At 61.5% G+C, this 14340-nt stretch carries 10 protein-coding genes and 1 pseudogene; 3 read left to right on the top strand and 8 right to left on the bottom strand.

Annotation, left to right across the window (positions count from 1 at the left end; all coding sequences use genetic code 11):
* Nucleotides 1–2: 2 nt before the first annotated feature.
* From ACILSR_RS02500 to ACILSR_RS02490, 3 genes are all read right to left on the bottom strand, one after another.
* Entirely contained in the window at nt 3–2282 is a 2280-nt protein-coding gene (locus tag ACILSR_RS02500) for a M48 family metallopeptidase (protein ID WP_395748145.1), read from the bottom strand.
* 139 nt (nt 2283–2421) lie between these two features.
* Complete coding sequence (locus tag ACILSR_RS02495; protein ID WP_395748144.1) at nt 2422–2781, bottom strand: c-type cytochrome domain-containing protein; 360 nt, start codon at nt 2779–2781, stop codon at nt 2422–2424.
* 13 nt (nt 2782–2794) lie between these two features.
* Nucleotides 2795–3847: a DUF3500 domain-containing protein gene (locus tag ACILSR_RS02490; RefSeq protein ID WP_395748143.1), complete on the bottom strand. Its 1053-nt coding sequence runs from the start codon at nt 3845–3847 to the stop codon at nt 2795–2797.
* A 420-nt stretch (nt 3848–4267) separates the two neighbouring features.
* On the opposite strand from ACILSR_RS02490, the gene ACILSR_RS02485 reads away from it, so the two are divergent.
* The 3 genes and pseudogenes from ACILSR_RS02485 to ACILSR_RS02475 all read left to right on the top strand — a co-directional run.
* Nucleotides 4268–5680 carry a sulfatase gene (locus ACILSR_RS02485; protein WP_395748142.1) on the top strand — a complete coding sequence of 471 codons (1413 nt, stop codon included), beginning with the start codon at nt 4268–4270 and terminating at the stop codon, nt 5678–5680.
* A gap of 48 nt (nt 5681–5728) precedes the next feature.
* Nucleotides 5729–5989: a hypothetical protein gene (locus tag ACILSR_RS02480; RefSeq protein WP_395748141.1), complete on the top strand. Its 261-nt coding sequence runs from the start codon at nt 5729–5731 to the stop codon at nt 5987–5989.
* A pseudogene (locus ACILSR_RS02475) lies at nt 5990–6106 on the top strand (hypothetical protein); the annotation flags it as partial.
* Nucleotides 6107–6114: 8 nt separating this feature from the next.
* Here the strand turns inward: ACILSR_RS02475 and ACILSR_RS02470 are convergent.
* The 5 genes from ACILSR_RS02470 to ACILSR_RS02450 all read right to left on the bottom strand — a co-directional run bounded on the left by ACILSR_RS02470 (nt 6115) and on the right by ACILSR_RS02450 (nt 14206).
* Nucleotides 6115–6243: a hypothetical protein gene (locus tag ACILSR_RS02470; RefSeq protein WP_395748528.1), complete on the bottom strand. Its 129-nt coding sequence runs from the start codon at nt 6241–6243 to the stop codon at nt 6115–6117.
* 185 nt (nt 6244–6428) lie between these two features.
* Entirely contained in the window at nt 6429–6818 is a 390-nt protein-coding gene (locus tag ACILSR_RS02465; protein WP_395748140.1) for a hypothetical protein, read from the bottom strand.
* A 196-nt stretch (nt 6819–7014) separates the two neighbouring features.
* On the bottom strand, nt 7015–8859 hold the full coding sequence (locus tag ACILSR_RS02460) for a hypothetical protein (RefSeq protein WP_395748139.1): 1845 nt from the start codon (nt 8857–8859) through the stop codon (nt 7015–7017).
* 180 nt (nt 8860–9039) lie between these two features.
* Entirely contained in the window at nt 9040–11406 is a 2367-nt protein-coding gene (locus ACILSR_RS02455; RefSeq protein WP_395748138.1) for an ABC transporter permease, read from the bottom strand.
* Between the two features lie 433 nt (nt 11407–11839).
* Complete coding sequence (locus ACILSR_RS02450; RefSeq protein ID WP_395748137.1) at nt 11840–14206, bottom strand: ABC transporter permease; 2367 nt, start codon at nt 14204–14206, stop codon at nt 11840–11842.
* Between the last annotated feature and the right edge of the window lie 134 nt (nt 14207–14340).

The following is a 14340-nucleotide window of genomic DNA, read 5'->3' as shown; positions in this document are numbered from 1 at the left end:
CCTCACGACGGCGGCTTCCACGCCGCGATCGAATCCGGCGACTTCGACTTCATGCCCAGCCGCTGCGTCGTAAACTCATCCGGCAGCAGAATCTCCGTTGCCGAGCCGAAATTCAGCGCCCCCATAAAGTGCGTCTCCGTCCGCTCCGCAGATTCTGCCAGCCACGCAAACGCGCGGTGATACAGGCTCAGAAATGCATCCACATACGGCGCGATGCACTCGGACGCCAGCGAGGCCATCTTCAATCCGATGCCGCGCATGCTCGCCGCATCCACCAGGGTCATCGAAACTCCCGGCATTTCCGGCAGCGGCATCGGCAGCAGGTGCTTGTTTAGCGCCACCGCTTTGCCGTCATCCGTGAATGGAAACGGCGCGCCGTCCATCGTCGCCATGATCTGCCGCACCAGGTTGAGCATCTTCGGCACCACCGACTGCAGCGCCGTCAGAAACGTGCTCGGGTCATCCACATTCGCAAATTTCGCGCCCAGAGTTTGAAACGCAAAAAACGTCGTCAGCAGTTCACGGAAAGACGGCAGCGCACCCGTCATCGCCTCATAGATCGTCACCCACGCCGGCAGGTCGCGCCGCCGCGCCTTCAGCCACTCGCTCAGCTCCTCCGGCTCGCTCCACCACAGCATGCCCAGCGCCGCGGCAAAGCGGCATTCCAATACTCTTTCCCGCTCCTGCAGCGGCCCCTCCATGTGCTCCATCACCATCCGCTGGCACGCAGCTTCCGCTCGCAGAGAGGTTGCACTGGAGTCCGCCGTGCCAAACTGCATGCGTGAAACCGTGAAACCCGCCAGGCTCAGCGTTGCCGCCGCTTCCAGATCGCGCCGCCGCTGCCATGCCTGGTTCCATTCCTGCAGCGCCACCTTGAATTGCGGCCCCCATACCATGATTTCCTCGCGCACCCGCAGGATCTCCCGCTTCAGGTCCGCCATTCCGGTGGACGTCGTCGGTGTGCTGCCCAGCCCGCACATCGCCCGCTCCGGATGCGCCAGTCCTCCGAAGTAGCGCCGGATCACCAGCAGCGCCTCTTCCTCGCGCCGGTTTTGATGGATCACCTCCTCGTCCGCCACCATGCGGTGCTCGTGCAGGTTCAGCCCCAGCTCATGCTGATAGTAAAAATAGGTCACCTGCCGGGACAGATCCACAAACTGCCGCATCACCGCCGCCGCTGGCTGCTGGTGCGAGAGATAAGCCACCAGCGCAGCCCCCTTCACCGCCTCTCCTTCCGCCTTCATTTCCCCGCCTGCTTCTCCAGATTCCGCACGTGCCATGGCCCGCGCCTTCGCCTCCGTGGCCACATGCCGCGCCATCAGCAGCGAGAGATTTTCCGGCAGCCGATGCTGAATGATGCCGCGCTGGATTTCCTGCTCCGCCGCATGCCATGCCGCCCCCAGCAGGGCCAGCTTGCGCTGCATCCTCCCATACATCGCCTCACCAATCACATTCTCGCCGCTCCTCTCCGCCGCGCGCTGGATCAGCCACAGCGTCACCATGCTCACCAGCCGCGAAGCCAGCGCAAAAAAGATGAACGGGATCTTCGCCGCCCACATCCACCCGCAGATCAGCCTCCGCCCCTGCTTATGCCACTCAGACTCCCGCCGCGGCTTCTCGCTCAGATGCATCTCCCACTGGTCGCGCTCCATCGCCGCACGGAAAAACCACGCGTTCATCTCCCGCACCGCATGCACAAAGATCGTCCCCAGGCCGCCGGCGTTGTGGCTCAGTTCATGCGCCAGCAGCCCGCTCAGCTCCCGTGCGGTGATCACGGACACCACCGGCAGCCCCACGTGCAGCATCGTCTTTCCGGTGAGTATCCCAGTCAGTCCGCCGAACATCGTGCTCCGGACAGAGATCGACGTGTCCAGCCACACCTGCTCCGGTGGCTGCGCCCGCAGGTGCCAGCACAGCATGTGGATCAGTTCAAACAGCTGCGGCTGTGTCGCCGCGCTCACCTGCACCGCCACCTTCGGGCACTTCGGCCTCGGCAGCAGCGGCCTCAGCATGAACACCCACGTCACTCCCATGAAGGCAAACTTCACCAGTTCCAGGATGATGACCCACTGAAAGATCCCTGCATGCGCCATTCTTCCGGTGATGAGATAGACCCGCCAGCCCATCCAAAGCAACAGCCCCCCCACCAGCGCCACATAGCAAAACTGCAGCGCCAGCGAAAGCATCGCCGAAATCACCAGCAGCCCAAAATGCAACGGCCCCCGCCAGGGTGCTATCCGCACTGGCTTTTCGAGGGGTGGGGGATGGGAGTTTGCAGACATGGGCGGCCCGTGCCGTCAAATCGACAGCCCAGAGCCACATAATTAACCCCGTTTAATATGGTTATTCTAGTTAATTATTGGCATTTAGACCAGCTTTAGACCCGGCCTAGGACAAGTCCGCCCCCTATCCCCGCTTGCGTCACTTTTTCTCCGGCATCGCATTGATCCACTCCCGCATCAGATCCAGCTCCGCCGCCGTGACAAACGGCCCCTCCTTTTTAGGCGGCATTTCCTTGTAGTGAATCAGCTCGATGAGCAGGCTCTTCTTCGCATTCCCTGGCTTCAGCGCAGGCCCCGTATCGCCGCCGAGGTGCAGCGCCTCCATCGTCCTCATGTCCAGCTTGCCTCCCTTTCGTTTGGCCCCGTGGCAGCGAATGCATTTCTCCTCAAAAATCGGCAGGATGTCCTTCTGAAAATCCGGCGCTTCAGCCCACGCCATCCCCTCGGCAAGGCCACCTGTCAGCAGCCCGCCCAAAAGGAGGTGAAATCGCATCCGCATGCCCGGTCCGTCTCTACGCCTGTCCCACCACGTTCACAAAGCAGTGCACGTGCGGCAGCACCCGGTAGTTCCACACAAAGCCCGGCCCTTCGATGCGCCACGCATCCCAGCGGTCATTCCCTTTCTCCGCATTGTCCTTGTAGAAGGCCAGCCGCAGCTTCTCCATCCCGCCATTCGTCTTGATCAGTTGCATCACCTCGTCCCCGTCTTCCTTGCGGAAGGGATCCAGCAGCTTGCGCATCACCCCTGCCACGTGGGTACGCTGGGATTCATCCAGCTCACCATACCCCACTCCCGTCGCCGGCTTTTCCACCAGCTTCGCCTTCAGTGCTCCCACACCATCTCCCGGCGAACCCACGATCACCGCCTGCTTCTGCTGTGCCTCATTCAGCACTTCAAATACACTCATCACCTCACGCGTCTGATCATTGTACACGTTCACGTCGCTGTGCCCGTTTGCCGAGTGGCCGTAATACATCGGCCCGCCAAACGCCGTGTTCGGCTGCGAATTCCCATCGCAGCGCAGCGTCAGGTGATGTCCCGCAAACACCCATGAGAATGGATCTTTGCCCGAAGGATCGCCAAAGATCGCGATGCCGTTTCCTTCAAACGATCCGCTGCTGTCCCACTTGCCGTGGCGGCTGATCCGGTCATACGCCTCATCGCCAGAAAGAATCGCCCGGAATGTCTTCTCGATCAGCTCCTGCTGCGGCTTTGTGAACTGCTCGCCCAGCTTCTTGCCCAGCGGTGCCGCGTTATGCGTCTTCAGACGTGTCGGCATCCCGTCCGTCATGTGATCCCACGGCCGCACCATCGCCGTTTTCTGCTCAGCCGACAGCGTCGCAAACAGCTCCCGGATCATGTCCTCAGCGGGCTTCACCGTGCGCGGCGCTTCAGCCGGAGCCGCACGCAGCGCACCGCCGCCCATCATGCCCACCGCGCCACCCGCCATCACCCGCATGAAATCACGCCGTCCCCAGCTCAAGCTCTGCCGCTCGCTCCCACCCTCCGCGCATTCAGGACAAACAGCATCATTCGAGGCATCGGTTGGAAGGTACGCGTTCATAGGCCTTCCATAACAAACTTCGCCCCTCACTTCTTTCCTAACCCATCCCTCAAACCAACAGGCAATCGCCCCACCCAACGCCGCTTACAGTCCGGCTTAAGCAGGAATTCTGTTCCGTAACTCCTCCTTCGAAACCACTAGCGCTCTTCAAACAATTCATTCGGCGATTCACGAAAAACCTTCACCATCAATCCCAACCTCCCCTCCGGAAAAAAATTTTTTACCCATAATTTTTTTACCCTTTCTCCGGCTCGCCGCCACCCTGCCCCTCCCAAATAACAGCATCTCCAAGTTTCCGACCATCCCCTTTGCCAAAAGCTCCCGCCCAGCCCTTCCACTCACAATCCAACCTCCTCAGGCTCAATCACACCTCCCCAACCACCCCCAGCAAGTTGCCCGCTTCACTCCCGTTTACCTGCCATGAAGGCCCTCCGCTTCCTCATCGCGCTTCTCACCCTCGGCTCATCCGCCCTCGCCTCCACCAGGCCTCCCAATCTCGTCTTCATCCTCACCGACAACCAAGGCGCATGGACCCTCGGTTGCTACGGCAATCCCGACATCCGCACCCCTCACATCGACCAGCTCGCCGCCGAAGGCATCCGCTTCACCCACGCCCTCAGCAGCAATCCCGTCTGCTCCCCCACCCGCGCCACCTTTCTCACCGGCCTCATCCCCTCCCAGCACGGCCTCCACTCCTTCCTCGATCCCAAGTTCATGATGGGCCCTGAGGCGTACAACACACTTCAAGAATTCACCTCTCTCGGCGAAGTCCTCCGCGATGCCGGCTACACCTGCGGCCTCAGCGGCAAATGGCACCTCGGCGCCAACATGACCCCCAGCGAAGGCTTCACCACCTGGACCACCAAGCCCGATGGCAGCACCATCGAATTCTATGATCAAAAGATCATCGAAAACGGCCAGCTCCGCGTCGAACCCGGCTACACCACCGACCTCTGGACCCGCAAAGGCATCGAGTTCATCCAGGCCAACAAAGACCGCCCCTTCTTCCTCTACCTCGCCTACAACGGCCCCTACTCCCTCGGCAAGCTCATGCTCAAAGAGGCCAAAAACCGCCACGCCTCCTACTACGCAGACAAGCCTCTCCACTCCTTCCCACGCGACGCCATGCACCCCTGGCAGCACGACAACAAAGCCTTCCACAACACCGATGCCGCACGCCGCCGCATGGCCAGCGAAGTCAGCGGCGTCGACGATGGCGTCGGCGAAATCATTGCCGCTCTCAAAGCCAACGGCCTCGATGAAAACACGCTGGTAGTTTATGCCAGCGACCAAGGCTGGATGGGCGGCCAGAACGGCATGTGGGGCATGGGCGACCACTTCCGCCCCATCGGCGCGCACGAACTGATGATGCAGATCCCCTTCATCTTCCGCCACCCCGGCACCATCCCGCCCGCACAAACCTGCGACGCCCTCGTCAGCAACTACGACTTCATGCCCAGCGTCCTCTCCCACCTCGGCCTCGCCTCCAAAATGCCACAGTCCCCCAAATCCCCCGGCCGCGACTTCTCCCCCGCCCTCCGCGGCCAGCCCCTCACCGCTTGGGACAACACCATCTTCTACGAAATGGAAACCACCCGCGCCATCCGCACCGCCCGCTGGAAATACATCTCCCGCCACCCCTCCGGCCCCCACGAACTCTACGACATGCAGTCCGACCCCCAGGAACGCTTCAACCAATACCACCAGCCCGGCACCGAAACCATCACCGCCGATCTCTCCAAACAACTCGACACCTTCTTCACCCACTACGCCGATCCCAAATACGACATCTGGAAAGGCGGCACCTCCAAGGCGAAGCGTCACACAAACTGAAGTCTCCGTGATTGCACCCAACGGCATTTACCCTTTATTTCCTCCGCCATGACCATGACATTTGATATTCCGTCTGATGTTCAAGCCAGCGTTTCCAACATTCCCGGACTAGGTACGTGGGTCACCTTGTATCTGCGGCATGAAGCTGAGCTGGAAAAAGTTCGTCAGCAGCGCCACAGCGCGGAAGCTCGGGCCATTGCGGAACGCGCTCTGCAACAGGCCGAGAATGACCAGCTCACGGGCTTCGATTGGGACGCGTCTTTTGCAGAGCTTCAGCGCCACCACCAGGCCATCACAGAAAAGCTCTAAATGGCCTCTGTCCTACGCGTTGTTCTCGACACCAACGTGCTGCTCGCGGCAAAGCGCAGCAACCATCCCACCAGTCCCAACGTCGAAATCCTCTCGAGCTGGCAGAGCCGTGAATTCGCCTTTCTCTACAGTCTGGACACACTCGCGGAGTATGCCGAAAGCTTCTCGAACATGGCATCCCCGCCACGGAAGCGGAGGCATTTATCCGGCTGCTCGCCCGCCATGGCCAGGCTGTCCCCATTGTCTTTTTTCATTTCCGCCACTACCCGGTGGATGCGGATGACGTCATGTTTCTCCTATGTGCGATCAATGGCAGCGCCTCCCATCTTGTCAGCTACGACGACCACCTGCTCTCGTTAAAGTATTTTTTATCTGACTGAACTTACCATCTGCGAACCGCTTGAATTTCTGGCGGTCTGCCGCTCACCTTAGCGTCTTTTCAAACGGCGGCTGCCTTTTTGTAAACCTCCAGCCCCAGCATTCTCAGGCACCGTTGCCCATACCACGCGTAGGCAAACATCACGCCCCCAAAGTAGCCCATCGCAATGGTTAGCAGCACATTGGCCGTGGTCATCCCATGGGCCAGCAGGCTCCACGTCATGATAGCCGCTGCCCAGCCGCGCCGCCCGGCTTCTCGAACAGCCTTCGGCGTCACCTCTGCATGCGCCTGCTTGAAAGTGCGAAAGGTGAAAAAAAAGTAATACTTCTCCAAAAACTGCCTCTGCCTCTCAACCGTTTCCGGACTGCCAAAACGGAAAAACAAATACGTGATCGCAGCCCACGCATAAAGACTGGACACGCTGACTGCAACTCCCAGGAGATAGTTCATGCCCCCAGACTACACGAAGAACCGCCACGTTGTCGAGCAGGTGCGCAAACCTAGGTGGCACCAAAACCGTGGGCTGGAAGCCTCTAAGCGATTACTCGATATACACCAGTCTGACAGCCACGAATGACGCCACAGACAGAGCGAAGAAATACATCACGCTGCCGCTCAACACCATCCCATTGGGATCCTCCAACACTCACTTCCCCTCAAATCTCTTCCTCAGCTCATTGAAATACCGCCGCACCTGCTCCCTCCTCGCAGGCGGCAGAGCCGCTTCATCCAGCGCTGCCTCTTCCGCCTGAATCGCATCCAGCGCCGTCTGCGTCGCACTGCGTGTGGACTGCTCCGTGCGCGCTCCGCCTTCCACACTGCGCACCGTGCTCTGCCCCTCGCTGCCCTGCTGCGCACGCACCACGCTTTGATTGTCCGTCTTCTGCTTCTCTGTCGGTGTGTTGTTCAGATCCGCCTTGCCAGTTCCCGGCTTTAAACCACTGCCCGGCATCACCATCAGCGGCCCCTCAGGATTCGGCGGCGCACCCTCGCCTGAAACAATCATCGTCGGCGGATTCTCACCCGGTTTGCCTCCCCCAGGAATCGGTGCCAGCAGCATCGGCTGACCGTCACCTGGCTGGCCTTCTTTCCCTTGCTGTCCCGGTTGCCCCTGCCCCATGCTCATCATCGGCTGATTCTGTCCCTGCCCCTGACCGCCCTGCGGCTGCTGCATTTGGTTCTGCTGTCCCGGCGACTGGCCCGCACCCGGCGGATTGAGCATCTGCTGCCCGTTCTGCACCTGCCCCGTCTGCGGCGCATTGTTCTGCCCTTGCTGATCAGACTCTCCCGCCTGGCTCATCTGCTGCATCGTCCCATTGCCCCCCTCCTGCTGCCCCGCGATGTTGCTGCCCGAATCTCTCAGCTGCTGCGCCAGTTGCTGCAGTTCCTTGCGCGACTGCTCACGCAGCCCCATCTCGCGCATCTTGTCCGCCAGCTTTTGGAATTCCTCGCCCGCACCCGCCGGTTGCCCCTGCTGCATCTGATCACCCGCCGCCAGCACGTTCTGACCCACCGTCCGTTTACGATCCTCTTCATCCGAATGCTGCTGCACATCGGCCAGCGCATCCTTCATGCGCTCTTTCACCTCCGCGCTGATCTGCGGTACTTTGAGCTGGCTCGCCAGCGCTTCAGCCGCCTTCGCCGCAGCCTGCGCATTCTTTGCCGCCACCGCGTCGCCCAGGTCTGACGTGTCCGCATGCTGCCTCAGCGCCTCCACCAGTTTGTCTGAAGCCCACGGTTCCTTTCCGTTGCCCAGTTCCTCCGCCAGCTTCTCCGCCTCACGCGCACGCTTCTCCAGCTCCGCCAGCACATCACGCGCATCCTTGCCTTCCGCCTTCGCCAGATTAGACGCCGTCTTTTGCAGCTTCTCCTTCAGATCCTCCACCTTCTTCTCCTCCTCGTCCTTCAGCCCTGCCAGCTTCTTCTTTTCCCAGTCCGTCTGCGCCAGCTTCTTCGCTTCCTCCGCCGCCTTGCGCGTCATTTCCTCATCCATCATCACCACCTGCGAAGGCGGAGCCGTCACCATGCTGATCAAACTCCCCAAGATCGCAATGCACAGCGGCACCGCCAGCCATCGATCCGGCCGCAGCGGCAGATCCTTTTTCAAACCCGGCAGCGCCTTCGCCAAAACTTCACGCTGCACCTCCACATGCGCACGCGCCGCCTCACCCTCCTCCGCATGCTGCTCAAACCACCACGCCGAAGCAAACGCCTCACGCCTTCCCGCCGCCTCATCCCACAGCGCCAGCGCACTAAACTCCCCCGGCCTCCGCCACCACACATACCCAAGACAACCCGCCAGCCACAAAATCACCCCCACCCACGCAGACGGCACACTTGCCCCCCTCAACGTCCCCAGCACCAGCAGCGCCATCACCAGAGATGCCGGCACCAGCGTCATTCTCAGCACCGCCAGCCACCTCCGCAGCGCCACCCACACCTGCACACGCTGTGCCACAGGCGCAAAAGCCAGGTCAGTAGAAGCAGCCATCTCACTCATCCCTCCCACTACACCCCAAAACACCTCCCAATCCAAGTACTTTGCCACCACCCCACCAACTCTTCCTCCCCCTCTTCCTCCTACTCCTCTTCCCTCAAAAAGCGCCCTCTCCCGTCCTCGCCTCCCAAATCATAAATCAAAAATCGTAAATCATAAATTCCCTCCGTCCGCTCAATCCCTCGCCTTCAGCACCCCCACCATGTCCAGCTTCTTCAGCATCCGGCTCACCACCAGAAACGACGCACACGAAGCCAGCACCACCACCACCACCGCCATCGTGTAAGTAAACAAACTGATCTGCAGCGGCAGCCGCACCGTCTCCGTCCGCACCTTCTCAATGATCAAAATCGCCAGCCCTCTCCCAAACAGCAGCCCCACCGGCAGCGCCGTCCCGATCAAAAGCATCAGCTCCCCCAGCAGCACCCCCGCGATCTCCCTCTGCGAAAACCCGATCACCCTCAGCGTCGCCAGATCCCGGCTCCGCTCTGACAGCGCGATCCGCGCACTGTTATACACCACCCCAAACGCCACGATGATCGCCAGCACCAGATACAGCTTTCGCAAAATCCCAATGCTCTGCCCCGTCGTGCTGCGGAAAGCTTCCAGCTGATCCTTCTTCACCAGCGTCACCGCCATTCGCGGCGTGTCCTTCACCGTCCGCATAAACTCACCCCACCGCGCCTCATCCACCGCCAGATACGCCCCGCTCACCGTATCCCCCTCCTGCATCAGCCGGTGCAGCGCCTCCAGATCCATGAACGCCGAGATCCCTGCAAAATCCTCGATGAATCCCCGGATCGGCACCCCCAGCGTCGCACGCTGTCCCTCCAGCGCCTCCACCTGCACCACATCCCCAATCCGCGCATCCAGGATCTTCCCCAGCTGCGCAGACATCACGATCCCCTCTTCCGGCAGTACAATCCTCCGCCGCTGCGCATCCAGCAGCCGGTTCAGGTCCGCATCCCGCGGCAGCCCCGTCACCGCGATCTTTCGCGAGTGGTGCCCGTAGCGGATGCGCGACTGCACCACCCGCACCGGCTCCGCCACCTGCACCCCCGGCAGTTGCTCCAGATTGTGCAGAGCATCCCCAGATCCCGGCTCCGAGAAAAACACCACCACATCCTGCCGCTGCACATCATTCCACTGATACGTCAGCATGTAGTCCACACTGTCCGCCATCGATCCCGGCAGCACCATCAGCCCCGTCGCCAGCGCCAGGCCAAACACTGTAAACAAAGACTGCATCGGCCTCCGCTCGATGTTCCTCAGCGCCATCCTCGCCGCCGGCCCGCTTCCCCGCGTCAGCCCCAGCCGCTCCAGCATCGAAGGCTTGAAATCCGCCGGCGGTTCCGGCCTCATCGCCTCCGCAGGCGGCAGCTTCACCGCCATCCACACCACACTAAAAATGCCAAGCAGACAGGCCCCCGTGCTCACCATCAGCGCCACCCCCAGCGCACTGTAGTCCATGCGAAACTTCAGCGCCGGAAAGCGGAAAAACAGATCATAAATGCTCAGCAGCCCTCCTCCCATCCAACGTCCCACCAGCCCGCCCGTCAGCGTGCCAATCACCACAATGATAAACGCATAGTTCAGGTAATGCCTCCCCACCTGCCATGAGGAGTACCCCAGCGCTTTCAGCTGTGCGATCTGCTCCCGTTGCAGCCTTACCAGCCGCGCCAGCACGGCGTTCACCATGAAGGCCGCCACGCTCAGAAACACCACCGGATACGCCACCGAAAGCGCCCGCACCACCCGCAGCTCATCATCCAGCCGCTGCGCGCTGTTATGCTCCCGCCGCGTATACGCACCCTGCGCCCCATAGTCCAGCAGCAGCCGGTCCATCTCCGTCATCACCGGCCCCGCCAGCGCCCCCGGAGAAAGATCCACGCAGATATCATTAAACGCACCGTCCAAATTATACGGCACCGCGATCGCCTGGTAGTTCATCCAAAACACCCCATACCGCTTGTTATCCGGCAGTGTCTGCCCCGGCCTCGCCTCAAACACAAACTCCGGCGAAAGTCCGATCCCGCACACAATGATCGTATCCCGGTGCCCGTTGATGATCGCCACCACGCTGTCGCCAATTTGCAGCTTGTTCGCCAGCGCAAACGACTCGCTCACCACCGCCTGCTGCCGCTCATCTGCCAGCGGCATCCTCCCCTGCCGCAAAAACACCCGGTTCAGCGTCTGCGTCCGCCCCTCCGGCAGAGACACCAGATGCGCAGACGCAGGCTCCGTCATCCCCTCCAGGTCCAGCGTCGCATCCACCACCACCCGCGCCTCCACCGCCGCCACCCCCTGGATCTCCCCGATCCTCTCCGCCACCGAAAGCGGCGCACGCTTCAGAGACGCAAACACATCCGCCAGCCGGTACCGCTGGTAATACGCATCCCGCGTGCTCTCCAGCGTCAAGAGAATGCTCCGCGTCATGATCATCATCGCCAGCCCGCACGCCATCACCAGACTCACCGCCACGATCTGCCCCTTCATGCGCCCAAGGTCGCGGAAAAGCTTCAAATCAAGTGGCGTGATCATGCGTCGTTCTCAGGAGGAGAAAAAAACATACCCCTCATTCCCCACCATGCAGCCCCCAGCCGCACCTTCCCACTCAAAAACACATTTCCCAAAAATCCCCGTCCCTTCATAAATCCTCCCCACATACCCCATCCATCCGCCCATCCCCCCTCGCTTCCTCCGGCCAAAATCTTCCTACCCCCAACCTTTCCACCTCACCTCCGGTCCCTCTTTGCGCCCCCCCATCCGTCCCCCCTCTGACCGCCTCACCGCCTCAGTCTCCCTGTCCACCCATCCCCACCAATCTTCCTCCTCCTCTTCCTCTCACTCCTCCTCCCTTCTTTGCGTCTCTTTGCGCCTTTTTGCGGCTCCCCCACCACTCCATCCCCTGCCTCCACCGCCCTCACCTCCAAATCATAAATCAAAAATCATAAATCATAAATCCCCTTCCCTCTCAATCCCTCGCCTTCAGCACTCCCACCAGGTCCAGCTTGTTCAGCATCAGGCTCACCATCGTAAAAGACGCCCCCGCCGCACCCAGCACCACCAGCACCGCGTGCGCATACGTGCTCGGGTGCACCACCTGCGGCAGCCGCACCGTCTCATTGCTCACCATCTTCAGCACATACATCGCCAGCCCGCTCCCGAAAATCAGTCCCACCGGCAGCGCCACCACCACCAGCAGCGTCAGCTCCCCCAGCAGCACCCCCGCGATCTCCCGCTTCGTCAGCCCCACCACCCGCAGCGTCGCCAGGTCACGCCCACGCTCAGACAGCGCTATCCGCGCGCTGTTGTACACCACCCCGAACGCCACGATCACCGCCAGCCACAGAAACACCTCCCGCAGCATCCCGATGCTCTGCCCCGTCGAAGCCCGAAACGCCGCCAGCTGATCCTTCTTCGCACTCGCAAACTCGATCTTCGGCTGCTTCTTCACCTCGCTCATAAAGTCATCCCAGCGGTTCTCATCCACCCTCAAAAAAGCACTCGTCATCGTCTCGCTCTCCCTCAGGTGCAGCCTCACCGCATCGATGTCCATGTACACCGCCATCCCGTAAAAGTCAGACATAAAGCCACGCACCGCCAGCTCCCGCGTCTCACACCGCCCCTCCAGCGCACGCACCTGCACCCGGTCACCAATCTTCACCCCCAGCACCTCACCCAGCTTTTGGGACACCACCACCCCCTCCGTCGGCAGCACGATCGGCCGCCCCTCCATGTCCCGCGGGTTGATCAGTTTGCTCCCCTGCGCAAATCCCAGGATGTACAGCCGCCTCGTATGGTGCCCGCTGCTCACACGCGCCAGAAATCCCCGCACCGGCTCCACCAGCCCCACCCCCGGCAGATGTTCCAGATCATGCCTCGTTCCCCGTGAAGCCGGATCCCGAAAACTCACGATCACACTCTGCCGGAAGTGGTCATTCCACTGATACGTCAGCAGCTCATCCACACTGTCCGCCAGCGCCCCCGGCAGCACCAGCAGCCCCGTCGCCAGCGCCAGCCCCACCACCGTAAATCCCGCCTGCCACGGCCGCCGTTCGATGTTCCTCAGCGCCATCCTCACCACCAGGCTCATTCCCCGCGTCACCCCCAGCCTCTCCAGCAGCGAAGGCTTGAAATCCGTCGGCGGCTCCGGCCTCATCGCCTCCGCCGGAGACAGCTTCACCGCCTGCCACACCGCCCCCGCCACCCCCAGCACCGCCGCCAGCACACTCACCACCACCCCCATCACCAGCGCCACCCGGTCCATCACAAACGGCAGCTCAGGAAAATGAAACAGATGGGCATACACCCGCAGCATCACCTCACCCAGCCTCCATCCCGCAAACACCCCCACCGTGCACCCCAGCACCACGATCACCAGCGCATAGTTCAGGTAGTGCCTCCCCACCTGCCCAGACGTATACCCCAGCGCCTTCATCTGCGCGATCTGCTCCCGCTGCAGCCTCACCAGCCTCGAGATCACCGAGTTCACCATAAACGCCGCCACACACAAAAACACCGCAGGATACGCCAGCGCCAGCGCCCCCACAATTCTGAGCTCATCCCCCAGCCTCTTCGAGCTCGGGTGATCCTTCAGCGCATACGCCCCCGGCGCCCCAAACAGCGCCAGCACCCGGTCCACCTCCCCGATCACCCCCTCCGCATCCGTCCCCGGCGCCAGGTCCATGCACACATTATTAAACGCCCCGTCCAGGTCAAACGCCACCGCCAGCGACTGGTACCGCATCCAGAACACCCCGTAATGCCGGTTGTCCGGCAGCGTCTGCCCCGGCGCCGCCTCAAACACAAACTCCGGTGAAAGCCCGATCCCGCAGATCTCCAGATGGTCCCGGTGCCCGTTCAGGATCGCCGTCAGCCGGTCCCCGATCCGCAGCCCATGCGCCGTCGCAAACGCCTCGCTCACCACCGCCTCCCGCTGCGCGCTCAGCAGCGGCAGCCTCCCCCGCCGCAGAAACACCTGGTTCAGATTCTGCCTCCCATCATCCGGCAGGGACACCAGGTGCGCCTTCACCGGCTCATGCACCCCCTCCATGTCCAGCAGCGCCTCCTCCACCACCCTCAGCTCCACCGTCGCCACCCCCGGAATGCTCCCCAGCCGGTGCCTCAGAGACAGCGGCGCACTCCTCACACTCCCAAAAACATCCGGCATCCGGAACTGCTGGTAATACCCATCCCTCGTGCTCTCCAGGCTCAGGATGATGCTCTGCGTCACGATCATCATCGCCATCCCGCACGCCATCACCAGGCTCACCATCAGCACCTGCCCCTTCATCCCGCCCATGTCACGGATCAGCTTGCGCTCAAGAGTGGAGATCATTCGAAATAAAAAGACAGCAGCTGCACACAAAAAAAGAGAACCCCACACGTTCCCCGCCCACCCACCGGATGCAACGTAAACGATCACCTCGATTCCGCCCCGCCCTCAAAAAATCGACCCATCCGCTCCCCGGC

The organism is Prosthecobacter sp. (genome assembly GCF_044222565.1).
GTDB lineage: Bacteria > Verrucomicrobiota > Verrucomicrobiia > Verrucomicrobiales > Verrucomicrobiaceae > Prosthecobacter.
The sequence above is the reverse complement of the archived record's forward strand: the minus strand, read 5'-3'. Positions and strand labels throughout refer to the sequence as shown.

Bases quoted from the DNA above. Each gene is read 5' to 3' on its own strand.
- ACILSR_RS02450 (WP_395748137.1), bottom strand. From the start codon at position 14,206: ATGATCTCCACTCTTGAGCGCAAGCTGATCCGTGACATGGGCGGGATG.
- ACILSR_RS02465 (WP_395748140.1), bottom strand. From the start codon at position 6,818: ATGAACTATCTCCTGGGAGTTGCAGTCAGCGTGTCCAGTCTTTATGCG.
- ACILSR_RS02480 (WP_395748141.1), top strand. From the start codon at position 5,729: ATGACCATGACATTTGATATTCCGTCTGATGTTCAAGCCAGCGTTTCC.
- ACILSR_RS02485 (WP_395748142.1), top strand. From the start codon at position 4,268: ATGAAGGCCCTCCGCTTCCTCATCGCGCTTCTCACCCTCGGCTCATCC.
- ACILSR_RS02460 (WP_395748139.1), bottom strand. From the start codon at position 8,859: ATGGCTGCTTCTACTGACCTGGCTTTTGCGCCTGTGGCACAGCGTGTG.
- ACILSR_RS02490 (WP_395748143.1), bottom strand. From the start codon at position 3,847: ATGAACGCGTACCTTCCAACCGATGCCTCGAATGATGCTGTTTGTCCT.
- ACILSR_RS02500 (WP_395748145.1), bottom strand. From the start codon at position 2,282: ATGTCTGCAAACTCCCATCCCCCACCCCTCGAAAAGCCAGTGCGGATA.
- ACILSR_RS02470 (WP_395748528.1), bottom strand. From the start codon at position 6,243: ATGAAAAAAGACAATGGGGACAGCCTGGCCATGGCGGGCGAGCAGCCG.
- ACILSR_RS02495 (WP_395748144.1), bottom strand. From the start codon at position 2,781: ATGCGGATGCGATTTCACCTCCTTTTGGGCGGGCTGCTGACAGGTGGC.
- ACILSR_RS02455 (WP_395748138.1), bottom strand. From the start codon at position 11,406: ATGATCACGCCACTTGATTTGAAGCTTTTCCGCGACCTTGGGCGCATG.